At 60.5% G+C, this 23,154-nt stretch carries 21 protein-coding genes; 13 read left to right on the forward strand and 8 right to left on the reverse strand.

Annotated elements, in window-relative coordinates; translation table 11 throughout:
- Positions 1-158: 158 nt before the first annotated feature.
- The 6 genes from paaA to ABIE18_RS17175 are packed head-to-tail and all read left to right on the forward strand — an operon-like array spanning position 159 to position 5,025.
- Positions 159-1,154 carry a 1,2-phenylacetyl-CoA epoxidase subunit PaaA gene (paaA, locus tag ABIE18_RS17150; RefSeq protein WP_224088685.1) on the forward strand — a complete coding sequence of 332 codons (996 nt, stop codon included), beginning with the start codon at positions 159-161 and terminating at the stop codon, positions 1,152-1,154.
- Complete coding sequence (gene paaB, locus ABIE18_RS17155; protein WP_499723830.1) at positions 1,154-1,540, forward strand: 1,2-phenylacetyl-CoA epoxidase subunit PaaB; 387 nt, start codon at positions 1,154-1,156, stop codon at positions 1,538-1,540. Before paaA ends, paaB begins: the two co-directional genes overlap by 1 nt.
- A complete protein-coding gene (paaC, locus tag ABIE18_RS17160) occupies positions 1,540-2,457 on the forward strand; it encodes a 1,2-phenylacetyl-CoA epoxidase subunit PaaC (RefSeq protein ID WP_499723831.1) in 918 nt (305 codons plus the stop codon). Before paaB ends, paaC begins: the two co-directional genes overlap by 1 nt.
- Before the next feature lie 5 nt (positions 2,458-2,462).
- On the forward strand, positions 2,463-3,023 hold the full coding sequence (paaD, locus tag ABIE18_RS17165) for a 1,2-phenylacetyl-CoA epoxidase subunit PaaD (protein WP_499723832.1): 561 nt from the start codon (positions 2,463-2,465) through the stop codon (positions 3,021-3,023).
- Positions 3,024-3,031: 8 nt separating this feature from the next.
- Entirely contained in the window at positions 3,032-4,237 is a 1,206-nt protein-coding gene (paaE, locus tag ABIE18_RS17170; RefSeq protein WP_499723833.1) for a 1,2-phenylacetyl-CoA epoxidase subunit PaaE, read from the forward strand.
- Positions 4,238-4,245: 8 nt separating this feature from the next.
- Positions 4,246-5,025, forward strand: coding sequence for an enoyl-CoA hydratase/isomerase family protein (locus ABIE18_RS17175; protein ID WP_498687219.1), 780 nt, complete (start codon positions 4,246-4,248; stop codon positions 5,023-5,025).
- 20 nt (positions 5,026-5,045) lie between these two features.
- Here the strand turns inward: ABIE18_RS17175 and ABIE18_RS17180 are convergent, their stop codons facing one another.
- Entirely contained in the window at positions 5,046-6,614 is a 1,569-nt protein-coding gene (locus tag ABIE18_RS17180; RefSeq protein WP_499723834.1) for a PQQ-binding-like beta-propeller repeat protein, read from the reverse strand.
- Positions 6,615-6,953: 339 nt separating this feature from the next.
- Here ABIE18_RS17180 and ABIE18_RS17185 point away from each other — a divergent pair, with 339 nt between their 5' ends.
- From ABIE18_RS17185 to ABIE18_RS17205, 5 genes are all read left to right on the forward strand, one after another.
- On the forward strand, positions 6,954-8,141 hold the full coding sequence (locus tag ABIE18_RS17185; RefSeq protein WP_499723835.1) for a TetR/AcrR family transcriptional regulator: 1,188 nt from the start codon (positions 6,954-6,956) through the stop codon (positions 8,139-8,141).
- A gap of 205 nt (positions 8,142-8,346) precedes the next feature.
- Positions 8,347-8,904 carry a MarR family winged helix-turn-helix transcriptional regulator gene (locus tag ABIE18_RS17190; protein WP_499723836.1) on the forward strand — a complete coding sequence of 186 codons (558 nt, stop codon included), beginning with the start codon at positions 8,347-8,349 and terminating at the stop codon, positions 8,902-8,904.
- A 49-nt stretch (positions 8,905-8,953) separates the two neighbouring features.
- A complete protein-coding gene (locus ABIE18_RS17195; protein WP_499723837.1) occupies positions 8,954-9,751 on the forward strand; it encodes an aspartate dehydrogenase domain-containing protein in 798 nt (265 codons plus the stop codon).
- A gap of 65 nt (positions 9,752-9,816) precedes the next feature.
- Entirely contained in the window at positions 9,817-11,280 is a 1,464-nt protein-coding gene (locus ABIE18_RS17200; RefSeq protein WP_499723838.1) for a protein adenylyltransferase SelO, read from the forward strand.
- Between the two features lie 162 nt (positions 11,281-11,442).
- Positions 11,443-11,820: a hypothetical protein gene (locus tag ABIE18_RS17205; RefSeq protein WP_499723839.1), complete on the forward strand. Its 378-nt coding sequence runs from the start codon at positions 11,443-11,445 to the stop codon at positions 11,818-11,820.
- A gap of 75 nt (positions 11,821-11,895) precedes the next feature.
- On the opposite strand, the gene ABIE18_RS17210 is transcribed toward ABIE18_RS17205, so the two are convergent.
- The 7 genes from ABIE18_RS17210 to ABIE18_RS17240 form a co-directional block, all read right to left on the reverse strand.
- Positions 11,896-14,025 (reverse strand): RICIN domain-containing protein, encoded by a 2,130-nt coding sequence (locus tag ABIE18_RS17210; protein WP_499723840.1) that lies wholly within the window; start codon positions 14,023-14,025, stop codon positions 11,896-11,898.
- A 70-nt stretch (positions 14,026-14,095) separates the two neighbouring features.
- Entirely contained in the window at positions 14,096-15,625 is a 1,530-nt protein-coding gene (gene arfA / locus ABIE18_RS17215; RefSeq protein WP_499723841.1) for an arabinosylfuranosidase ArfA, read from the reverse strand.
- Positions 15,607-16,944, reverse strand: coding sequence for a family 1 glycosylhydrolase (locus ABIE18_RS17220; RefSeq protein ID WP_499723842.1), 1,338 nt, complete (start codon positions 16,942-16,944; stop codon positions 15,607-15,609). Before ABIE18_RS17220 ends, arfA begins: the two co-directional genes overlap by 19 nt.
- Positions 16,941-17,825, reverse strand: a complete 885-nt coding sequence (locus ABIE18_RS17225; RefSeq protein WP_499723843.1) for a carbohydrate ABC transporter permease — start codon at positions 17,823-17,825, stop codon at positions 16,941-16,943. Before ABIE18_RS17225 ends, ABIE18_RS17220 begins: the two co-directional genes overlap by 4 nt.
- On the reverse strand, positions 17,825-18,787 hold the full coding sequence (locus tag ABIE18_RS17230; protein WP_499723844.1) for a carbohydrate ABC transporter permease: 963 nt from the start codon (positions 18,785-18,787) through the stop codon (positions 17,825-17,827). Before ABIE18_RS17230 ends, ABIE18_RS17225 begins: the two co-directional genes overlap by 1 nt.
- 59 nt (positions 18,788-18,846) lie before the next feature.
- Entirely contained in the window at positions 18,847-20,118 is a 1,272-nt protein-coding gene (locus ABIE18_RS17235; protein WP_499723845.1) for an ABC transporter substrate-binding protein, read from the reverse strand.
- Between the two features lie 136 nt (positions 20,119-20,254).
- Positions 20,255-21,301: a LacI family DNA-binding transcriptional regulator gene (locus ABIE18_RS17240; RefSeq protein ID WP_499723846.1), complete on the reverse strand. Its 1,047-nt coding sequence runs from the start codon at positions 21,299-21,301 to the stop codon at positions 20,255-20,257.
- A gap of 433 nt (positions 21,302-21,734) precedes the next feature.
- Between ABIE18_RS17240 and ABIE18_RS17245 the strand changes: the two genes are divergently transcribed.
- Both ABIE18_RS17245 and ABIE18_RS17250 read left to right on the forward strand, forming a co-directional pair.
- Positions 21,735-22,208, forward strand: coding sequence for an SRPBCC family protein (locus ABIE18_RS17245; RefSeq protein ID WP_499723847.1), 474 nt, complete (start codon positions 21,735-21,737; stop codon positions 22,206-22,208).
- 219 nt (positions 22,209-22,427) lie between these two features.
- A complete protein-coding gene (locus tag ABIE18_RS17250; RefSeq protein WP_499723848.1) occupies positions 22,428-23,129 on the forward strand; it encodes a hypothetical protein in 702 nt (233 codons plus the stop codon).
- The last annotated feature ends 25 nt before the right edge of the window (positions 23,130-23,154 follow it).

Below are 23,154 nucleotides of genomic sequence, written 5' to 3' on the forward strand. Positions count from 1 at the left end.
GCGGTATGGCGCGGACTGCTGCTGCTCAACCTTCGATTGATCCAGCAGAATTTGAGCTGGCAGCCCGCGAAGCGCCTCCAACAACAGCTGAACGCTTGACTGAAAACGTCCGCTCCGCATATTCTGAACGAACGGTCGGTAATTTATTAGGAGCAACCATGGCATCGCAGAATCTGCAATCAGTGCCCGCTGAGCTGTCCCCGGAAGAGCAGGAGCGGGAGGCAGCCGGTAAGGCGTACTTTGATCGCATCATTTCGGAAGACTCGCGCATCGAACCGCGCGACTGGATGCCGGAGGCTTACCGCAAGACTTTGCTGCGTCAGATCTCGCAGCACGCGCACTCGGAAATCATCGGCATGCAGCCGGAAGCCAACTGGATCACCCGCGCTCCAAGCCTGAAGCGCAAGTCCATCCTCATGGCCAAGGTCCAGGACGAGGCGGGCCACGGACTCTACCTCTACTCGGCAGCTGAGACCCTGGGCCAGACCCGGGACAAGATGATGGAAGACCTCATTGCCGGCAAGGCCCGGTACTCGTCGATCTTCAACTACCCCGCGATTTCCTGGGCGGACATGGGAGCCATTGGTTGGCTTGTAGATGGCGCCGCCATTTGCAACCAGGTGCCCTTGTGCCGCGCCTCCTACGGTCCTTACGGCCGCGCAATGGTGCGCATCTGCAAGGAAGAGTCCTTCCACCAGCGCCAGGGTTTCGAGATCCTGCTGGAACTCTCCAACGGCACGCCTGAGCAGAAGCAGATGGCCCAGGAAGCTGTGAACCGCTGGTACGCGCCGTCGCTGATGATGTTTGGCCCGCCGGATGATGACTCACCCAACTCCAAGCAGTCAATGGCCTGGAACATCAAGCGCTTCAGCAACGATGAACTGCGCAGCCGGTTCGTCGGCATGATGGTGGAGCAGGTCAAGGTCCTCGGACTGACCCTGCCTGACAAGGACATCCGTTTCAACGAAGAAACCAAGAAGTGGGAGCACGGACCCCTGGACTGGAACGAGTTCAAAGAAGTCCTGGCCGGCCGCGGCCCCTGCAACTCGCAGCGCATCGAGCGCCGCCGTGAGGCACACGAAAACGGTGCCTGGGTTCGCGAAGCCGCCGTTGCCTACGCCCGCAAGCAAGCACAGAAAGAGAACGCAGCATAATGGCTCCCCACGGTAACCCGGAAGAACCGGCAAGCTCGGCCAGCGAGATCAAGCGCGAGGCCCCCAAGGTTGCGTCCACTACGCCGGCGGAACGGCAGCACCACGAGACCCCGTGGTCCCTCTGGGAGGTCTTCGTGCGTTCCAGCCGTGGCCTGTCCCATGTGCACGCCGGATCCCTGCACGCTCCTGACGCCGCGATGGCACTCAGGAATGCCCGCGACCTCTACACGCGTCGCAATGAAGGCGTTTCCATCTGGGTTGTCCCGGCCGAGGCGATCTCCTCCAGCGATCCCGATTCCAAGGGTTCCTTCTTCGAGTCGCCGCAGGGCAAGGACTACCGCCACGCAACGTATTACACCAAGAGCGAAGGCGTGAAGCACCTGTGATGACTGACAAAGACACTGACTTCGCCATTGAAGGCCACGGAGACATCTCCGTGGGCGTCCACGGAGCCGGAGCTTCCGGTGATGGTTCAGCCAGCGCTACCCGTATCACGCCGGGCAACGCCCTCCGCCCGGAGGATATTGCCCTTGAAGTACGGCGCGGACAGGTCAAGCCGAGCGAGGACGTGGCCGAGTTTGCCCTCAGGATCGGCGACGACGGCCTGATCCTGGCGCAGCGCCTGGGCCACTGGATTTCCCGTGCTCCTGAGCTTGAGGAAGACATTGCCCTCGGCAACATCGCGCTGGACCAGTTGGGCCACGCGCGCTCGTTCCTGACCTACGCCGGTGCCGCATGGGACAAGTCCGAGGACGATCTGGCGTACTTCCGCCGCGAGCACGAATTCCGTTCCGCGCACCTGTTCGAACAGCCCAACGGGGACTTCGCGGTGACCATCGCCCGGCAGTTCATCGTCAGCTACTACCAGTACGAGCTCTACACGCGGCTCATGGAGTCCACTGATCCCACCCTCGCTGCCATCTCTGCCAAGGCCGTCAAGGAAGTGGATTACCACCGCGACCACAGCGCCCAGTGGGTACTGCGCCTGGCTGGCGGAACGGACGAGTCCCGCGCCCGCATCATCCAGGGCTTCAAGCTCGTATGGCCGTACGTGGACGAACTCTTCGAGGACGACGAGCTCACCACCCGCCTGGCCGAGGCCGGCGTGACAGTTCAGCCCTCAAGCCTTCGCGCTGAGTTTGATCGGCTTACCAGCGGGATCATGGCCGAAGCCGAACTGGACATCCCTGCCGTCCCGCAAGCACTGGGAGGCGGCCGTCGCGGCAAGCATTCGGAATTCCTGGGTTACGTCCTTGCTGAGATGCAGGTCCTGGCCCGCGAGCACCCCGGCGCGAGCTGGTGACCACCATGGCAACACAGGTACGGACACAAGAGCAGCGGGCTTGGGACATCGCGTCCACGGTCTGCGATCCGGAGATTCCGGTCCTCACCATCGAGGACCTCGGCATTCTCCGCGGCGTACACGTCGTTCAGGCCCCGGACGCGCCGCAGCTCACGGACAAGGCGGACGACGGCGGCACCTCACGTACCGCCGTCGAGGTCACCATCACGCCGACGTACTCGGGCTGCCCGGCCATGGATGCGATTGGTGACGACCTGCGGACGGCGTTCCGGAACGCAGGCTACGCAAGCGTGCACATCAACCTGGTGCTCTCCCCGGCCTGGACCACCGACTGGATGACCGAGTCCGGCAAGGCCAAGCTGCAGGAATACGGCATCGCGCCGCCCAGCGGTCGTGCTGCCGCCGGCGGCCACTCCGGTCCCGTTCGTTTGAACCTGGCCGTGAAATGCCCGCAGTGTTCTTCGCTGAACACCAAGGAGCTCACCCGCTTTGGTTCCACGTCCTGCAAGGCGTTGTTCGTCTGCCAGGACTGCAAGGAACCGTTCGACTACTTCAAAGTCCTCTAAGGAATTCCATGACCACCGAAACCCAGACGGCCAGCCGCCGTCGTGCGTCTTTCCATACCCTGACCGTCTCGGAAGTCCGGCGCCTTACGGACGACGCAATCGAGGTGACGTTCGCTGTTCCCGCCGAGCTGGCCGGTCAGTACGACTACCTGCCTGGCCAGTACGTCGCGCTGCGCACCACGCTGCCGGATGAGAATGGTGAGCCTCACGAGATCCGCCGCAGCTACTCGATCTGCGCAGAGCCGCGCAGTTTCGTGGATGGCAGCAGCGAGATCCGGGTGGCCGTCAAGAAGGACCTTGGCGGTGTCTTCTCCACGTGGGCCAATGCCGAGCTGAAGGCCGGCGACGTCCTGGACGTCATGAGCCCGCAGGGCGCGTTTATTTCACGGCATGGCAAGGACGGCTCGTCGGTCCAGCACAACGTGATGAACTCCATGAACCACCCGGAGGAGTTGGCGGGAGAGCCCGGGAACTTCGTTGCGATCGCTGCGGGTTCAGGCATCACGCCCGTGATGGCGATTGCCCGGACACTGCTGGCCGCCAACCCGGAGACCACCTTTGACCTGATCTATGCCAACAAAGCCGCCATGGACGTCATGTTCCTCGAGGAGCTGGCGGATCTGAAGGACAAGTACCCCTCGCGCCTGGCGCTGCACCACGTTTTGTCCCGCGAGCAGCGGATCGCCCCGCTGATGACCGGCCGCATCGATTCGGAGAAGCTGCAGGCCTTGCTGAGCAGTGCCATCCATGCCGAGGATGTGGACGAATGGTTCCTGTGTGGGCCGTTCGAGCTGGTCCAACTATGCCGCGACACCCTCGCTGCCCGCGGTGTGAAGCCCGAGCACGTGCGCTTCGAGCTGTTCACCACTGGTCGTCCGGACCGTCCTGAGGGCAATGCCGGCCGTCCCGTTGTGGAGGACGAGTCGAAGGAAACCTACAAGATCACGTTCAAGCTGGATGGTTTGACCGGCGAGGTCGCCAGTCCCACACATGCCCGCGAGTCCATCCTCAACGCTGCGCTGCGTGTCCGTCCCGATGTTCCGTTCGCCTGTGCAGGCGGCGTCTGTGGAACCTGCCGCGCCAAGCTCGTCACGGGTACGGTGTCCATGGATGAGAACTACGCCCTTGAGCAGGACGAGCTGGACAAGGGCTACGTCCTCACCTGCCAGTCTCACCCCACCAGCGAAGAAGTTACCGTCGACTTCGACGTCTAAGGAGTCCCATGATCGAGCTCTCCATTGCCAACGGCATTGCCGAAATTGTCCTCAATGCCCCCGAAAAACTGAACTCGCTCAACGAGGACGCGCTTGCTGAACTGGACAAGGCGTACGACGACGCTGCTGCCGCCGCCTCACGCGGTGAGGTGCGGGCGCTGCTGCTTCGCGGAGAGGGACGAGCCTTCTGCGCCGGCCGCGACATTGCCGGCGTTACCCCTGAAACCGATGACGCGCAGGCGTACCTCGGCGGACTGGTGGAGCCGCTGTTGAAGAAGATGGCCGCGTTCCCGGCGCCTACCTTTGCTGCCGCGCATGGAGCTTGCCTGGGTGTTGGTTTAGGGCTCCTGCTGGCCACTGACGTGGTGTACGTGGCTGAGAATGCCAAGTTCGGTTCGCCCTTTGCCAAGCTGGGCGCCACCTTGGATTCCGGCGGCCACTGGTACTTCACCGAGCGTCTGGGCATGCACCGGACACTGGACCTGATCTATACGGCCGACCTGATTTCCGGTTCGGAGGCGGTGGCCCAGGGCATGTTCAGCCGCGCGATGCCGGACGACGCGTTGCTGGCTATGACCCGGGCGATCGTGGAACGGGTGGCAACAGGTGCCACCGGCGCGTTTGTTGCCTCCAAGGAACTCGTGGCCCACATCCGCGATCAGCGCCTGGGCCTCTGGGCGTCCATGGCCGAGGAAAACACTGAGCAGGCCCGCCTCTGCAAGACCGACGACTATGCCGAGGGCTTCCGGGCGTTCCAGGAGAAGCGGGCGCCGGTCTTCAAGGGGTAGTTCCTGGCGGTGAAGCTCGCTTAGACAAATTCCTTGAGGAGCTTGTACCCGGCCACTTTTCCTTCCAACGAGATCACGGCCATGCCGTCCTCCGCAGTGGTGAGGTCGGTGAGCGCACCGTATGTGAGTGCTGGGACGGCCACGCCACTCTTCATGCATGGAAAACCCGTAACCGAGCCAGCGCTGATGGCACCACCAGGCTGGTCCTCGTAGGGTCCGTTTGGAGGTGGCGTGTAGGTGGTCTCCTTCAGGCAGACAAACACGTCCTCGAAGCTTGCCCCGCGGAACTTGCCGGTCCGGGTGTCCAAGAGATTCACGCTCCTTGGGACACCCGCAATCACCAGATCGCCGCGACTTGCTGTAGGAATGAGTTCCCTCGTGTTCCAGCCGACATCCATGGGCTCGGTTTCCCACGCGGCGTCGCCGGTCAGGGGGTTGTAGCCGACCAGCTTCGACTTGGCACCTCTGTACTTGCCCGCGGGAAATTCTATATACCCCTCGGTGTACTCGCATCGAATGGGGAACGCGTCGCCACCCTCCAGCTTCGTCGCTATTGTGCCAATGGTTTTGGAGCATTCCACCTGTGAGCCGTCCGCTGTCCACAGAATCCGTGCGCTTGAAGCCCGGAAGCCTACGGTCTTTGCGGTTTCGCGCAAGTTTAATGAGAAGGTTTGCTCTGTAAATTTGTCGGGTGAAAAATCCGTAGGGTTTATTCCAACGGAGCCGACATAGAGATCCAACTCTTCAGAGTAAGTGAAGTGCCAGCCCATACTGGTGCTGGCCCCTTTGCCAAAGATTTTTTCGATTTCAACTTCCCACAGCACCTCGCCGTAAGAGACGTGGGCCAGGGTTTCAACTCCACCAGCCACCACCGAGTACAGTTCTTTGCCCACTGGCCGGAAATTCCCCGTGAGTGGGTTGATTTCGGGACCGGCCAGATCTTCGCCGGAACCCAAGTCCACCCAGTGCTCCACTGTTTGGGAAGTTTCATCAAAGGCGATAAAGCACATGTCCACGTGGTCGTCGCAGGCAAAGGGACGGGTGCCTACCAGTTCGGGCCTGCCGCGGTAGAGCTCCTTGCCGGTGTTCAGGTCAAAGGCCACCGGGGCAGTCCACCACGTGGCGCCGCCATTATTGGCCGGGGGAGTCGCCGCCTGCAGGAAAATGGCGGCACTCTTCCCTGTCGCTGTCCTGGTGACAACAGGTTCAAGGGGAACAGCGGGCGCCTCGAGCCCCGGGTGAACAGGCTGGGTCCACAGTTCCTTGCCGTTCGTAACTGAAATGGCATGGGCTGCAACTCCGGCAGGGGTCTTTGCGTAGACCAAGGCAACGCCATCAGCCACCACAGGTTGGCCGATGGCATCGAGCGGTACTTCCCATGCCGCCGTCGCGATTTCTGTGCTCCTCTCTACCGGAGAAGTCGTGGGAGGTGGAGTGGTTGCGACGGGTAACCCCGGAAGGGAAATGATGGTGCACGCGGACAGCTGCATGGCAACACCTACGGCCGCGACGCCGAATCGCACTGGCTTCAAGCGTTCAAAGTAACGCGCGGATCGGGACTGAATCATGGTTCCCCCAGGAACGTTCATGGTTCAGCACCTGCAGGGCGTAGTTCCAAACCAGAAAAGGCCAACAAGGTGTGGCTCAGATAGAGAATACAGCTCGCGGACCTGGATGAATGCAGCTCGGCGAAAGAGCATCATTAGCAGCCTCCATAAGCGTCGCTGTCAGTGGACCACATCCAGGACAGCACGGACGATGCTGTCGGTGTCGATCCCGATCCTGCCCGTGAGTTTGGGGAATGCCTTTCGGGTCTGGCACCCACTTGGCCTCCGGTAAGTGAATGGCAGTATTTCGCAGTTGTTCATAGAACTGTGTTAGTTTGGCGGTATATTGCGAAATAAGTGAATCCGACTAGTCTTATGAACATGAATGAGTCCTCCATCGCCCCGGAGCGCGGCACGAGGCCGCGGAACCGGCGCGCCCTGATACTTGCAGCGGCAGGTGACCTCTTCGCGCAGAAGGGATACGCACAAGTCAGCATGACCGACGTGGCCAAAGCCATGGCGGTTCAACCATCCGCCCTTTACCGGCATTTCCCGAGCAAGGGCGAGCTGCTTCGGGAGGCAGTTGTGGCCAGCTTCCAGCCCGTTTTGGATACCGTCACCCAAGCCCCCGACGGCGACCTCGAACAGTTGATCGCGGCTCTGGGCCGGGCAGTTTTGGAGCACCGGGACAACGGCGTGCTGTGGGAGCGTGAATCCCGGCACCTTCCGCCTGCCACCCGCTTCGATATTGCGAGCGCCAGCAAGTTAGCGATGAGCAGCAAACTGCAGTCCGGCAGCCATGCGTTGCCGGCGCCCGAGGCGGACCTGCGGGCTTGGGCAATGTTTGCTGTGATGATCAGTGTGTCGTGGAACCCCAACCGGCTTTCACGGGTGGATAAAGAGTTCCAGCTGGCCACGCTCGCCCGCACAGTACTCGTCATGCCATTGCCCCCGATTGAAGCGTCGGGGAACCACCGGCGCGCGTCGATTCCCATGCCGCGTAGCCGTCGTGAGGCATTGCTGGCTGCCTCAATTCGACAGTTCGCCGCGTTTGGGTTTGAAGCCGTGAGTCTTGACGACATCGGCGCCGAGGTTGGAGTCGCGGGTCCCAGCATTTACCGCCACTTCGACAGCAAGGCGGAAATGCTTGCCGCAGCCCTGCATCGCGCCGAAGAAGTGCGGTGGATGGACATGTGGCGCGCTCTATCTGAAGCTGCTGATGCATCCGAGGCACTGCAGCGCATCCTTTCCTCGCACATTGCTTTCTCGGTGGCCAGCCCGGAATTCCTGCAACTGGCCGTGTCCGAACGTCCACACCTGCCCGAGGGGGATTTGCGGAACCTAATGGAGGCGCAGGGCGACTACATCACCGATCTGGCCTCACTGGTGGAGGACATTTACCCGGGTGCCGATCCAGAGGTGGTCAGAACCCGGGTGAAAGCGGCACTGCACGTGGTCACCAGCGTTGTCCGCACTCCCTCCCTGCGGGACATCCGAGGCATCCAGGAAATTCTCGAGCACATGGTAAGGGGTCTCATGGCCCCCACAACCGACCAGGGTGGCTTTTGATGAAGAAGCGCCAAACCAGCTAGGCAAAGTTCCCGGGGACACCAAGAGCCAGACGCGGAGTGAATCTCCCTCGACTCTAACTATCTCAAGACTAAGATATAATGGATCGCGCTGCAAGATGTCGGTGGAAAGTGCGCGAAAATTGCCGCATGTGTTGGGAAGCTCAGTGTTAAGATGCTTAGACCGAACGAAGGAGAGAGTGCGCATGACAACCGAGTCGCGGAACACTGACATGGACGCCGTGGACGCCATCATTGAGGACTGGCACCGCGAACGCCCTGACCTTGATCCCAGGACCATCGGCGTCTTTGGCCGCTTGCAGAGCCTGGTAGCAAGGCAGCGAGCTGTGCAGGATGTGAACTATGAGGAGTACGGGCTCACGTTGGCATCCTTTGATGTTTTGGCCAACTTGCGTCGGTCCGGCCCGCCGCACCGGAAGACGGCCGGTGAACTGGCCAGTTCCTCCATGCTGACCACTGGCGGCATCACCTTCCGGCTGGACCGCATGGAGGAACAAAACCTCATTGAGCGGGTTCGGTCGAAGGAAGATCGTCGGGTTGTCTACGCCCAGATGACGGCCCACGGCAAGGAGCTCATTGACGAAGTTATTTCAAAGCATCTGGAAACGCAGCGCAAGATGCTCGCCGGCCTGACCACCAAGGAGATCGAACAACTGGCGCTGCTGCTGAAAAAAACTGAAGCCTCGATCGTCGCCTACGACCCGAAGGCTTCCTCCGCGGACGAACTTGCCCTGAACGTTTAGACGATCACGGCGCCGGTTCGTCCATCCACTACATCAAGCAAGGAATCGAATGAAGCCAGGAGCCCGCAGGATCGGAATAATCGGACATGGAGCCATCGGGGCTCGTGTTGCTGCTGACATTGCCGATGGAAAAGTCAAGGGGGCCACCCTTGAGGGAATCATTTGCCGCAGCGCCATAGACAACGCGCCGGCTCCCCGGCTTGAGATTGACCAAGCGTTGGAACGCTGTGACCTGCTCGTTGAATGCGCAGGGCAGGAGGTTTTGATTGAGCATGGCGAGGCGGTGCTTTCTGCGGGCGTAGACCTGCTCGCTACTTCACTCGGGGCGCTTGCGGACCCTGACCTCTCACAGCGCTTGTTCGCCGCAGGCCCTGGCAGGCTTTTCTTGACCCCGGGCTCCATTGGTGGCCTGGACCTGTTGGCGTCGGGCGCCCGTGCAACCGGCTATGACGCCGTCAGGATAACCACAACCAAGCTGCCGGGTTCCCTGATTCAGCCGTGGATGGACGAGGGTGAGGCCGATCGCATTCGGAATACGGCAGGCCCCATCGAGATCTTTTCCGGTTCCGCCACCCAAGCCACACAATTGTTCCCAAAGTCGCTCAACGTGGCAGCCGCCGTCGCCCTTGCAGTAGATGACTGGGACGCCGTGGCCGTGTCTGTAAGGGCCGACCCGGCGGCCGAGCTTACGACGCACTTGATCGAGGCTTCCGGAGGCAGCGGGAATTACCGCTTTGAAATCTGCAACAAAGTATCGCCACAAAACCCGCGCACCAGCGGCGTTGTCCCATTCGCTGTGCTCCGGTCCTTGGAACTGATCATCGGCGCGCGCGGTGGAATGATCTAGGCCCTGAAGCGCTCACCGAAGCTTGCGCTACGGTGGCCCCTTCCCACCATCGCTATCCTTGAATGATGAGCGAAATTGCGCAGCCCACCATCGCCTTAGAGGGACATTTCGCGCGGGACTTCCCCGAGATGGCTATTCCCTGGCGGGCGGAGGAGGCCCCTGAGCCGCAGCTTTTGGCACTCAACGAGCCCCTCGCCGTCGAACTCGGTTTTGATCCTGGTTTTCTCCGCAGCCCGGAGGGCGTTCGGCTGCTGATCGGTAATACCCTCCCGGAACAGGCAACCCCCGTGGCCCAGGCGTACTCTGGTCACCAGTTCGGCTGGTACTCACCGCGTTTGGGGGACGGGCGGGCCCTCCTGCTGGGTGAGGTGGCCAGCGCTGACGGGAAGCTCCGCGACATCCACCTCAAGGGCTCGGGGTGGACGCCTTTTGCCCGCAACGGTGACGGACGGGCGGTGGTCGGGCCCATGCTTCGCGAATACATCGTGAGCGAGGCGATGCATGCTTTGAACATTCCCACCACGAGGTCCCTGGCCGTGGTCGCGACGGGCGGTCCGGTTCAGCGCGAGACTCTCCTGCCGGGCGCCGTTCTGACCCGGGTTGCCAGCAGTCACCTGCGAGTGGGCAGTTTCCAATACGCCAGGGCAACCAACGATATGGATCTGCTGCGCCGCCTTGCCGACCACGCGATCGAACGCCACCACCCGTCGGCTGCTGGGGAAGCCAACCGCTACCTCGGGCTGCTTAAAGGCGTCATTGCGGTCCAAGCGAAGCTGGTGGCCCAGTGGATGCTCGTCGGTTTCGTGCATGGTGTCATGAATACCGACAACATGACCGTGTCTGGCGAAACCATCGATTACGGTCCGTGCGCCTTCATGGACGGCTTCGATCCGGGAGCGGTATACAGCTCCATCGATGAAACCGGACGGTATGCCTATCGCAACCAGCCGCTGGTTGCCGAGTGGAACCTTGCCCGTTTCGCCGAATCACTCGCCGCTCTTATCCATGAGGATGAAGAGCAGGCAGTGGCCCTTGCCGTCGAGGCACTCAACGCGTTCCGTGAGCAGTACAGCGCTACCTGGTTCAACGGCATGAAGGCCAAACTTGGGGTGCCTGAGGGAATTGACGACGGCGTTGCCTCACCTTTGGTGGATGACCTGCTTGAGCTGATTCAGGAGTCACGTGCGGACTGCACCTCGTTGTTCCGAAGCCTCGGTAAGGCAGCCCGCGGGGAGGTTGAACCCGCCCGCGGCCAGATCCTGGACCTGGCAGCGTTCGATGCCTGGCTGGAACGCTGGCGCGCTGTGATGCCGGATGCTGATGACATGGACCGGGTCAACCCGATCTACATCCCTCGAAACCACTTGGTGGAGGAAGCCCTTTTGGCTGCCACAGAGGGAGATACAGGGCCAGCGGAACGGTTGCTTGAAGCACTGGGATCTCCGTACAGCGAAAGGCCGGGCCTGGAACGGTATGCAGCACCGGCACCGGAGAGCTTCGGCCCCTACCGGACGTTCTGCGGAACGTAAGTTTCTGTAGACGAAACGGTTGCCACGGATCCCGCACTTGTCCGCCCCACTCCCCGTTGTACGGTGTGTGGGGCGAACAAGGGCAGGAGTGGTCGTCTCTATCCCGGTTTGGAGCAGTGCACTAAGCAGACAAACATTTCACTGCGTGGCACAGTAAGCACCATGAGTCGAATCCTGATGATCGGTATCCATGCCCGCGCGCTTGACTACAGCAAACTGCCGCCGGGACTCGATGAGGCAACCATGACCGAGCGGATCGAGGCTGGCTTCGGGGCGACCATCGCTGCCGGTTTTGATGCAGTGTCCTGCCTGATCGGCACCTCGCCTGACGAGGCCGAAGCAGAGATTCGTGAAGCGTTCGCCCGTGATCAATTCGGCCTGGTGATGATCGGTGGTGGCATCAGGATGGTCCCGGAGTACACGGAACTCTTCGAACGGATTATCAATGCGTGCAACGCCGAATCACCAGGAATCACGTTCTGCTTCAACACCTCGCCAGAGACGACCTTGGATGCATTGAAGCGTCACATCCAGCCCTGAAGCCTTTCGGTAGGAATAGTGCGGTCCGATGAAGGGCCCTCTGCCGATTTTGCTGGCAGAGGGTCCTTCATTAAGTTACTGAATTCCTTCGCGGCTCAGCTTCCACTCCTGGCACGTGAACCCGTTGGCCGTGTATTGCTGGGCATGTGCGCCGTCGGCTGTTGAAGCACCAGCTGTTTCGAGCAGTTTCCCGCTGTTGGCATTGGCGAGTTTCCACCAGCCGCCGCTAACGGTCGGTGCCCAGACCTGTGTAGGGCTGCCGGTGGGGCCCCATTGGCTCGCCTGAACTCCATCGGCAGTGGCTGCCGAGCCAATTTCAAGGAGTTTGCCACTGTTGACGTTGGTGAGCTGGATTCCCCCGCTGGCTTGTTTGATGCTCCATAGCTGTGTGGCATTGCCGGTATCGCCCCATTGTCCGGCTCCCGCGCCATCGGTTGTTAGAGCGCTGAGAATTTCCAGGGATTTGCCGCTGTTGCGGTTGGTAACCCGGAATTGCGGATCCAGGCTGCTGGAAGGGTTGAAGACCTGGAGGACATCAAGTTCGGCGAAGGAGGTTCCCTTGGTGAAGGACACCGTGTTGGCTCCGGCCGCCAGGGTAGCCGTCATCTGCGCCCAGCCGTAGCGTCCCCAGTCGACGGTCGCCGGGTAATTCAAGGTAGTCGATGCTCCACCGTTGACTTTGACGGCGTGCGAGCTGTTTGCTCCGGTTCCGTTCGTGTAACGCATATTCAATGTGTAGGTTCCTGCAGTCGGCGCCCTCACGGTGAAGGTGACCGAGCTGCCGGCGTTGTTGATGTTGCCTACTTTTGAGCCATTGGACGCATCCGGATCGTTCACCAGGGTTGCATCCTGCCGAGCGGCGCGTTCGGCCTCGTACTGCTGGGCGTCCAAGGGGATTGAGCCGACTCGAACATCGTTGTAGGTGGTAGCAGGATTTTCAACGTTGGTGGCCTGGTAGAGGGTCCTGCCGTCAACGCTGGTGTCGAAGCCTTGCGCAAAGCCGGTAAAGGACCCGCCCTGAGTATCGGATGCGTCATAGGTGACGGCGTAGGGGAGCCTTTCCCAGGGACCGTCGCCCAAGTTGTAGTTGACGTAGAAGTTCTGGCCGCCGTCGATGTTGCCGGCTGTGTCCAGTGACCATTTCGAGGCGATGATGACCATGCCTTTAGGTCCTCCGGTGGGAACCCACTTCACGAAGGGGGAGGACCCAATTCCTCGCCCGTCTTTGAGAGCTACCTTTGTGCCGATGCTCGCTTCAGGCGACCAGTTCAGCCCATCGGGCGAGATCTTGAAGTAGACGGGCGCTGTGTTCTGTGACTGGCTGGGACGGTTGACCACTTCGAAAGTGGCCAGATAGCGGCCATCCTGCATCTTGGTCACAGTAATCATGCCCGGGCGGTCACTGTTGTTTGTCGGCGCGGAAACGTTGCCGAGTGCACCCCAGGTGAGGCCGCCATCAGTTGAGCGTCGGTAGGACACGGCTTGGAGCACGCCGTTTGCTTTTTGCCGCTCGTCCGAGAAGTAGGCCGCGAGTCCGCCGTTGCCGTCGATTGCCAGGGAGGGTTCCCAAACAGTACTCGTGGTGGAGGTGGGGCTGGGATCGTAAACTGCGGGCCCGCCGGAGTCGATGGTGCTCTGGTAGGACCACGTAACGCCCTTGTCCAAGCTCTTGTACACCACAAGTCTGCTGCTGGAGCGATCTTCCGGCATGACCATGCCCGTGAGCAGAACAGTGCCGGCGGGCAGGTTGCCAACCTGCTGGGGGAGTTCGAAGAGGAAAGGTTGGGCTGTCCGCGTCAGGGCAGGAAAGGTGATGCTTGGATTCACTTCAGAGATCTTGGTCCACGTGGCGCCGTTGTCCGTGCTGCGGTGGATGGGGTAGCTCTGAACGCCGTTTGTCAGTACCAGTTTGTCGAACGTGGCCAGCAGTGTGCCGTTGGCGGTCCCGTTGTTCTTGAGGGTAATGACTTTGGCGTAGGTGGTGCCTGCCGCGCGCCCGCCTTCGGGATTGAACGAGGATCCCGCCGGCGGTGAGTACACGAGTGCGCCGTTGCCGGTGGTCACTGCCATGGCTGACGGTATCGCAGTGAACTGACCGGCCAGCACTGCGAGCATGACAAGCACGACGACGGCGATGATGGGTCGGGTGCGTGGAGGACTCGTCCTGCATTTGGGCATGGCTGAAGGCACAGATTGTTGGTGCATTGTTCTCCCATTTCTCGTTGGGCGTGGGGTCTGACTGTTTGGATGAGGTGGAGCCAGAGGCTGTGGGGTGTCAGGCCTTTTCCGGGGTGCTGGTCAGGAACAGCGCACTCCAGGAGACAGGTGGCAGCGTAAGAGTGATGGTGCCGGGGCGCTGCTCCGTTCCTTCGAGGTCACGGAGTTGAACGCGATGTGGATCGGCCAGGGTGTTGGCGGCGAAGACGTCAGTATCGGTCAGCGTCAGGGCGCTAAGTATTTTCACGTCCCGGAGATGGCTGGTGTCGATGGTGACGGTGGATTCCCGGTCTGAGCTGCGGTTGACGAGGAAGACCGATGCGGATCCGTCGTCGGGATTGTGGGTGGCGGCGGCGTCGACGATCCTGACGGTGCCGTGCGCGGCAGTGTCGTATTTTTCGCTTGCGAGTCCGGTGTCCAGGGCAATGCCGTTTGCGTTGTGGGAGGTCAGTGCGAAGGGGAAAAATGTGGTCTGTCTCCAGGCCGGTCCGCCGGGTTCGGTCATGATGGGGGCGATGACGTTGACCAGTTGGGCAAGGGAAGCTGACGTGACCCTGTCTGCATGGTTGAGCAGTGAAATGAGGAGGTTTCCCACCACGACGGCGTCCGCAACCGTATAGCTGTCCTCGAGCAACCGGGGAGCGATGGGCCAGTTGTCGATCCCGGTGATTTTATCGACCGTCTCGAAACGTTCGTTGTACCAGACGTTCCACTCATCGAAGGAAATGTTCAGGGTTTTGTCGCTTCCCTTCACTGCCTTGATGTGGTCTGCCGTAGCGGTGACCGAGTCGATGAACCGGTCCATATTTGCCGCCGAGGCCAGGAAGCTTCCCAGGTCCCCGTCCTTGATCTCGTAGTAGGCATGGCAGGAAATGAAGTCGACGTCGTCGTAGGTATGCCCCAGCACCACTCGTTCCCACTCGCCGAAAGTGGGCATGTCCGCACTTGAGGAGCCGCAGGCGACCAGTTCAATGGAAGGGTCCAGTTGCCGCATGGCTTTCGCCGTCCGGGAGGCGATCTTGCCGTAGTCGTCAGCGCTGCGATGCCCGATCTGCCAGGGCCCGTCCATTTCGTTGCCCAGGCACCACATTTTGATGTTGAACGCTTTGTCGTGGCCATTGCCTGCCCGTTGCTCGGCCAAGGCGGTACCGAACGGGAGGTTGCAGTATTCGAGCAGATCCAAGGCCTCCTCGGTGCCGCGTGTCCCGAGATTGACGGCGAGCATGAGCTCGCTGCCGATTTCCTCCAGCCAACCTGCGAATTCGTGCAGCCCGACCTGGTTGGTTTCGGTGGAGTGCCATGCGAGGTCCAGCCGTTTGGGCCGTTGTTCCACCGGGCCAACGCTGTCTTCCCATTTGAATCCGGAGACGAAGTTCCCGCCGGGATACCGGATCGCTGATATTCCCAGTTCCTTGACAAGTTCCTTGACGTCGTTCCGGAATCCGGCGGAGTCAGCGAGTGGGTGGCCGGGCTCGTAAATGCCGTCATAGACGCAGCGGCCGAGGTGTTCAACGAATGAACCGAACACCCTGCGGTTAACTGTGCCGATGGTCCGTTGCGGGTCGAGGGTCAGGCGTGCTGTGGCCACGGGCTTCTTTCTTGTTCGGAGGCGAAGGCGGGTTCTTTGGTGATGGCAGCGGGCGGATCGGTCACAGCTGCGGCAGCGTAGTGCTGGAACCTATCCGCGACGGGGTTCTTGACCCGGTGAAGAGTGCCGATTTCGTCGGGGACGAGGTCCCAAAGGCCCATGGTGAGACGGTAATGTTCAAGCGGTTCGGTTCCGTAGCGGTAGGTCCACTCGTACATATCCGTTACCGGCCACCAGGTGTATCCCACGATGTCCTGCCCTGCCGCGCGGAGTTCCTGGACGCATCGTACGGAGGCGTCAAGCCACTCGATCCTCCGCTCGTATGAGCCCGTAAGGCAGGTCTCGGTGAGCGCAACCGGAGCACCGTAGCGCTTCCCGTAAGTGGTCAGAACATCGGCCAATCCCTCGGTCCAGTCATTGCGGACGGCGCGGGGATCGTTGATGTCACCACGGACGGGACGCGCAGATTCGAGGAGCTCGGTGGAGTGCAGGGGATAGTAATTAACACCCATCACGTCCGGGAGCACGATGTTCTCCTGGTGCCATGCCAGATCATGGTCGGTCATTCCGTGCCGGGAAAGCCACGGCGTGAGCTCGTGATTGGCATCCACTTTGCCCGTCACCAGGTCCTCCACCAGGTAGGAGCGGGCCTTGAGGTGCTGGAGTTCATCATCGTGTTCGCAGTTGTTCGAGTCACTGACGAACCGGAAACCTGCATCGACGTGGGTGAAGATGGCCCGCTCACCAAGCACCTCAGCCATGTTTTGCTGGGCGAGGACAAATCCCTTGGAGAGGTTGCGTACCAAGGCGACGAGGCCGTCGTCGCCCGCCAGGTAGGGTGGCCAGTGCCCGAACTTTCCGGCAAACAGGGTATGGATCATCGGTTCATTGACCGGCGTGTAGTCCACCACCGTATCGGCGTAGCGGGCCGCGACCCGGGCCGAGTAGTCAGCCACCCGTTCCGGATAGCTGGAGTTCAGGAACTGGTTGTCCAGCCAGGTGGGGGTTCCATAGTGCATCAGGTCCACCAAGGGCTTCAGTCCAAGTTCCTGGAACCGGTCCATCACCTGGTCCAGCCAGTCCCACTTCCAGACATCGCGCTCGGGATTGATCTTGTACCAGGGAATGCCCCACCGCAGGAACTCTGCGCCCGCCTCCTTGGCAAGCCCCAAGTCCTGATGCCAGAAGCGGTAGTGCTGGGTGAGTTCGTATTCGTCCAGGGACCGCTCTCCGGCGCGTTCCTGGGGAATGAAAGTGTCTTCAATCCCGAGGCCGAAATGCAGGCGCCCGTCTTCATGCCAGTTCAAATTTTTCCTCACTTCAATCCTGTGGTGGCGACGCTCTCAATGAAGCGGCGTTGGACAAACATAAAGATGGCTGCGAGGGGCAGGATGGCCACGAGGGCACCTGCCATCATCACGCCGTAGGGGACTATTCCGCCGGGTCCCGTCAAGAGGGTCAGCCCTGAGGTCAGAGTGCCCATGTCCTTGTCGGTGGTGAATATCAGCGGCCAGAGAAGGTCGTTCCAGTTGTTCACGAAGACGAACACTCCCAGCGTCAAGATGGCCGGCATGGCATTCGGGAGGACAACATTCCAATAGACGCGCCACTCAGAGGCGCCATCAATGCGGGCTGCGTTGTCCAGGTCCCTGGGGAGGGACAGGAAGAACTGCCGCAGGAAGAAAATCCCGAAGGCATCCGCGGCGCGGGGGATGATCAGCGCAGCGAAGGTGTTGACCCAGCCCAGATCGCTTGCCAGTTGGTAGACCGGAACAAGGGTGGCTTGGAAGGGGATCATGAGGCTGGCAACGATCGCAATCAGCAGGAGCTTCTTACCGGTGAAATCGATCCTGGCCAATGCGTAGGCAGCCAGCGAGTCGAACAAGAGGGCAAAGAGTGTAACGCCACCAGCAAAGACGAAGCTGTTGGCGATCAGCCGGATGAAGGGGAGGTCCTGGAAGATCCTGGTGAAGTTGTCCAAGGTCCACGCGCCCGGGGTGAGGGTGGGCGGGAAAGCGTTAACCTCGGCCACGGGTTTGAAGGCGGTAAAAACAATGATCACGATGGGCAAGAGGATTACGGCCGTCGCAAGGCCCAGGAGAACCACCACCAAAGCGCGGTTCAGCCTTGACCTCGTGGCATTGCGGGATTTAGACCCGGCCCGGCCAGGGGTGGGCTGCAGTCTTAATGTGGTGGACATCAGTCACCTTCCCGTTCTCGTTTTCCGAAGAAAACAAACTGGACAACGCTGAGCAGCAGCGTGGCGGCCAGCAGGACATAGGAGAGTGCGGAGGCGAAACCGACGTCGAGTTTCTGGAACCCGGACTTATAGATCTGCATGACCACGGTTTCGGTGTGGCCGTAAGGTCCTCCGCCAGTCATCACGTAGATCTGGTCGAAGGCTTGGAGGGCCGCGATAAGGGCGAAAATCAGGACAAAAGCCGTGGTGTTGGAAAGCATCGGCATGGTCACATGCCGGAACCGCATCAAGGGTCCGGCGCCATCCACCTTCGCGGCCTCGTAGAGAGATCCCGGGATCTCCTGCAAGCCGGCGAGGAAAATGACCATGTAGAAGCCGAAGCTTTTCCACACCGCAACGAAAGCAACCGCGGGCATGGCCAGGACGGGATCCTGCAGGACGTTTCCGATGCGGATCCCGGCGTTCCCCAGCCAGTAGTTCAACAAACCAACCTGAGGGTCGATCAGATAGGACCAGGCGATCGCGGCCACGGCGAGGCTGATAATGAACGGCAGGAACAGGGCGGTTCGGAAGAACCCCCGAAATGGCAGCCGGGGATCGTTCAGCAGCAGCGCCAATACGAGGGCCAGAGCCACCGCCATTGGGGTGAACAACAGTGCGTAAAGGGCAGTGTTGACTACTGCATTGAGGATGACCGGATCGGTGAAGATGCGGGCGTAGTTCTCGAAGCCCACCCACTTTTCCTTGCCGAAGCCGCTGGCATCGGTAAAGGACAGTCGCAGGGCGGAGATCATGGGCCACGCGGTGAACGCACCAAGGACCAAGAGTGCTGGGATCAGGAAAGCCAGGGCCTGGATGTTCTTGCGGCGTTGCCCGATGGCCGGGTTGCGTCGGCCGCCCAAGGGGGCTGGCGCACGGTACCGGGGTGCCGCCGTCGTTTTCTTGTGCATGGTGGTGCTCATTTGGGAGCTTCCTTCCGGACGGTGCGGCGCCCCATAGGCGCCGCACCTGTTCCGTTCAACTATTTGGCGTCGACGATCTTCTGGATTGACGCCTGGGTTTCCTTGAGCAGGTCCTGAATGTTCTCGCCGGCCACAGCACGTTGTGTGAGCTTGTCGACGGCGGTCAGAACGTCCGTGCTGTTCACGACGCCGGGCAGGAGCGGGCGGCCGAATTCAGACTGCTTGGTCAAGGCTTCCACTACAGGATTGGCAGCTACGTCAGATGCCGGGATGTCCGAGCGCAGGGGCGGCCAGCCGGAACCCAGGGACCAGGCCGTTGCCTGTTCCTTTTGCAGGAAGTAGGTGAAGAACTTCTGTGCTGCTGCGGCTTTCGCCTCGTCCTTCTGCGTTGTGATGCCCATCGAAATACCGATGGCGGACGCGGCCTGGTCCTTAGGCCCGGCAGGGACGGCGGCAATGCCGTAATCGATCTTGTTTTCAGTGGCGATGGAGGACATCCACGGCCCACCGAGGTACATGGCTGCCTTGCCGCTGCTGAAGAGCTTGTCACCGGCAATACCGTCCAGGCCGGCTGGGGAGATCTTGTCGTTGCGGATGGCGTCCACCCACGTCTTGAGTGTCTGGGCATTCTCCGGCGAGTCCACCACAGCCTTGCCATCCTTGACGACGTTTCCGCCGTTGCCGTAGAAGAGGGAAGGCCAGACGCCGTTGGCTACGGTGGCGTGGTCAGGCAAACCAAGTCCGTACTGTTCCGGAGTTCCGTCGTTGTTTTCATCCACGGTCAGCTTCTTCGCCGCGGCGATCCATTCGTCCCAGGTAGTGGGCGGGGTGGTGATTCCAGCCTTGGCAAAGAGGGACTTGTTGTAGAACATCGCCAGAGGAACGAAGCCGGATGGGACGCCGTATTTGTGGCCGTTGACGGTTTCCATGTCCGCGGCGGCGGGAATCAGCTTGTCGAGGTTGCTGGACGGATTCTTGTAGAAGTCATCCAGTTGAACGAAGGCCCCTTTGTCAGCGTAGACCGGGAGCCGTTCGGCCGGCATCGCCACGATGTCTGGACCCTTTCCGGAGGAGAGGGCCGGCAAAAGGGTGTCATCAATGACCGACCATGGATTGGTTTGCACTTTGATGCTGACTTCATTCTGTGAGGCGTTGAAGTCGTCCACGATCTTGTTCAGGACCTTCCCGTCAGCCTCGGTGTAACCGTGCCAGAACGTTAGTTCCGCTTTGGCGCCGTCTTTGCTTTCCCCGCTTGCGCCCCCGCCCGAACAGGACGTTAGCGCTAACGACGCGGCGGCGACGACGGTGAGGAATGTGAGCGACCTTTTCATGTCAGCCCTTTCGTGAAATGGGACAGCCATGTCCCCAAAACCTGCTGTCAACGATTTAGGTAAACGTTGTACGTAAACGTTGTATCAAGCATGCGCCGTGCTTCGAAAGGGGTCAAGACCTCAGTGCATTTTTATTTCAAGCGGCAGATGTTGCCAGGGAGGCGCTGTCCGGGGATCCGCCAGAGGACTCGCGGATTTGGAGGGAGAAGCCCGTTTCGATCTCGTTTGCTTCCGGGCCGTTGCCGCCCTCTATGCGTCGCAGGAGCATCTCGACAGCTGCCTGGGCGATCTGGTCCCGCCTGGGATTGATGGTGGACAAAGTTGGCAAGGAATACTGCGTTTCATCCAGGTCATCAAAGCCGACGATTGCAACATCCTTCGGGATGTGCAGCCCGGCCTCTTGGAGGACGCGCATGGCGCCCAGTGCCAAGGTGTCATTGAAGGCAAACACCGCGTCAAATTCCAGTCCGTCGGCGAGCATCCGCGTCATTGCGGCGGCACCGCCCCTCCGGTGCCAGGAGTCCGCGTAGTAAACCAGCTTGGGGTCGAAGGGCAGTCCGGCGTCCTCCAGTGCGGCCTTGTATCCGTCCAAGCGAAGTTCAGCGGACGCGACGATATCGCCCTCGTGAGCACCCAGGGCCACAACCCTGCGTCGGCCGATTGCCAACAAGTGCTCGGTTGCGGACTTTGCTCCCGCCGTGTTTGCCATGGTGACGCGATCCACCTGGCCCTCGAAGGACGTATCACCGAGGACAACCAGCGGGGTGTCCACTCCCTTCAGAATTTCCGTATCCGCAGATCCCAAAGTCAGGGAGCTGTAGATAATGCCGTCCACCATGTGCCGGTGTTGGCCACGAAGGGCCGCCAGCTCATTTTCACGTCCACTGCCGATCGGTTCAATGAGGACAGCGATTCCCTTGGCGGCAGCGGCACGCATAACGGCGTCGGCGAGTTCAGCAAAATAGGCCGTGGTGAGATCCGGAATGATGAGGCCGATGACTCCAGTACGTCCGGACCTCAGATTCCTTGCGGAGAGATTGGGCCTGTACCCCAGCTGGTCAATGGCTTCCTGAACCCGTGCCCGCGTTTCTTCGCGCAGCTGCGGGTGGCCATTAATGACGTTGGACACCGTCTTGATGGAAAAACCGCTGACCCTGGCGACGTCCCGGATAGTGACAGACATGGCCGCTCCTTTCCCTGCGCAAAGGGCCGGAATCGCCCTGATGACAGGGTACAACGTTGGAAGCAAAGCGGTACAACGTTGGTAGTGCTGTCTCCGGAAACAACTGAAAATTGCTGCCAAAGAAGTGACTGCTGCCTCCGCGCTGTGGGCCTCGTCGGATCCTTGCCTCACAACATGTCGAGGTCTAGCCTAAAAGCGGGAGCAGGTCCAGAGGTGGGCAGCAGCCTCCCTTTCCTGAGGAAACAGTCGATGTCGAGCATCTCTGATCCCTACCTGGCCGGCGATTGTCCATCGCCCGGACGAAGTCCATCGGACTATCCTCAGGCACTCCACTTGGACATCACAGCCATTCTGAACCGACGCGTACTCCAGCGCGCCGTGAGGCCTACCGCTGTCCGCTGCTTGCGGGCCGCACCAACAAACAGGAGGAAAAATGGAAACCGTTGAAGAAACCATTGATGTCGCTGTCCCAGTGCACACTGCCTATAACCAGTGGACCCAGTTTGAGTCCTTTCCGGAGTTCATGTCCGGTGTGGAGGCCGTGACCCAGCTGAGTGACACCACCAACCACTGGGTCACCAAAATCGCTGGCGTGGAGCGCGAATTCGATACCGAAATCGTGGACCAGCAACCTGATGACCGGATCGCCTGGCGCAGTACAGACGGCAAGTCCCATGCCGGCGTCGTGCGGTTCACCCGAATGGATGACAGTCACACCAAAGTCAACGTCCATTTTGAGTGGGCGCCGGAAACTGTCACTGAGAAGGCAGGCGCGGCGCTGAAGATCGACGAGATGCAGGTTAAAGCCGATCTGCGGAAATTTAAGGACTTTATCGAGTCCCGGGGAACAGAAACAGGTGCTTGGCGCGGTGAAGTGGAGGATAGCGGTCCGGGCGGACAGATGTAGAAAACCCGCTTCGAACGTCTCGGAAGGCATTATCTGATGCGAAGAGTTCCAGCGCTTGCAGTATTTGCAGTTGCAGCAGTGGCTTTGGCAGGGTGCAGCGGCGGAGGCGGGGGCAGTGCAACAAGTCCTTCATCTGCCACTACCTCCTCAGCGTCCGCCTCGACGCCGGCCCGGGAGAAGGTCTACAGCGAGGATGAGTTGCGAGAGCTAATCTCCGGTATGAGGGATGGAGATGGCAACGAGCTTAAGCTCTATTCCAAGGAGCAGGTAGACCAAGGTGGCAAGATCGCCGATCTCCTCTTGAACACGGCCAGTGTGGATCCTGAGGATTGCAAGGACATCGCCACTGCGGGGCTCGTAGACAAGGTTGAACATGGAGATGTTGCCGTCGCCCTGTCCGACAGTGATCAGCCCCGGTCTCTGTCCGCGCAATCCGGTAGCGAAGGCCCGGACGCAGAAAAGGTTCTCAAGGACATCAGCGGCACCATGGATAAGTGCGCAAAGTTCACTGTGAAAGCCGTTGGCCAGGCGTATGAAGTCTCCAGTGAGAAATTAGACGCCAAGACGAAGGCAAAGGAAACGTTCGGAACAATCAGCACCCGTTCCGACGAAAGCCAGAAGAAGCTAATGCAGGTCTCCGCGGCTGACGGGAGGTTGCTGGTGGTGGCGACCAAGAGTGGGCCAAGCCTGGGCGATCCTGACCAGAAGGAACTCGAAGACCTGATCAACGAGGTGCTTGAGAAAGCCGAGGGCGGTAGCGAAACCCCCAGTGAAATGATGACCAGTTCGTCCGGCAGCGTGACCAGTTCGCCGAGCAGCACGGCCACTTCGACGTCGTCCGCCTCGCCGACGTCGACACCAACCATGAGCACCTCGGAGGGCAGTGAAACTTCCTCATCGTCGCCAAGCACTACTCCTTAGAGCCCAGATAGGTTCGTTTCGCAAG

The sequence above is a fragment of the Arthrobacter sp. 2762 genome, assembly GCF_040548745.1.
In the GTDB taxonomy this organism is placed as follows: domain Bacteria; phylum Actinomycetota; class Actinomycetes; order Actinomycetales; family Micrococcaceae; genus Arthrobacter.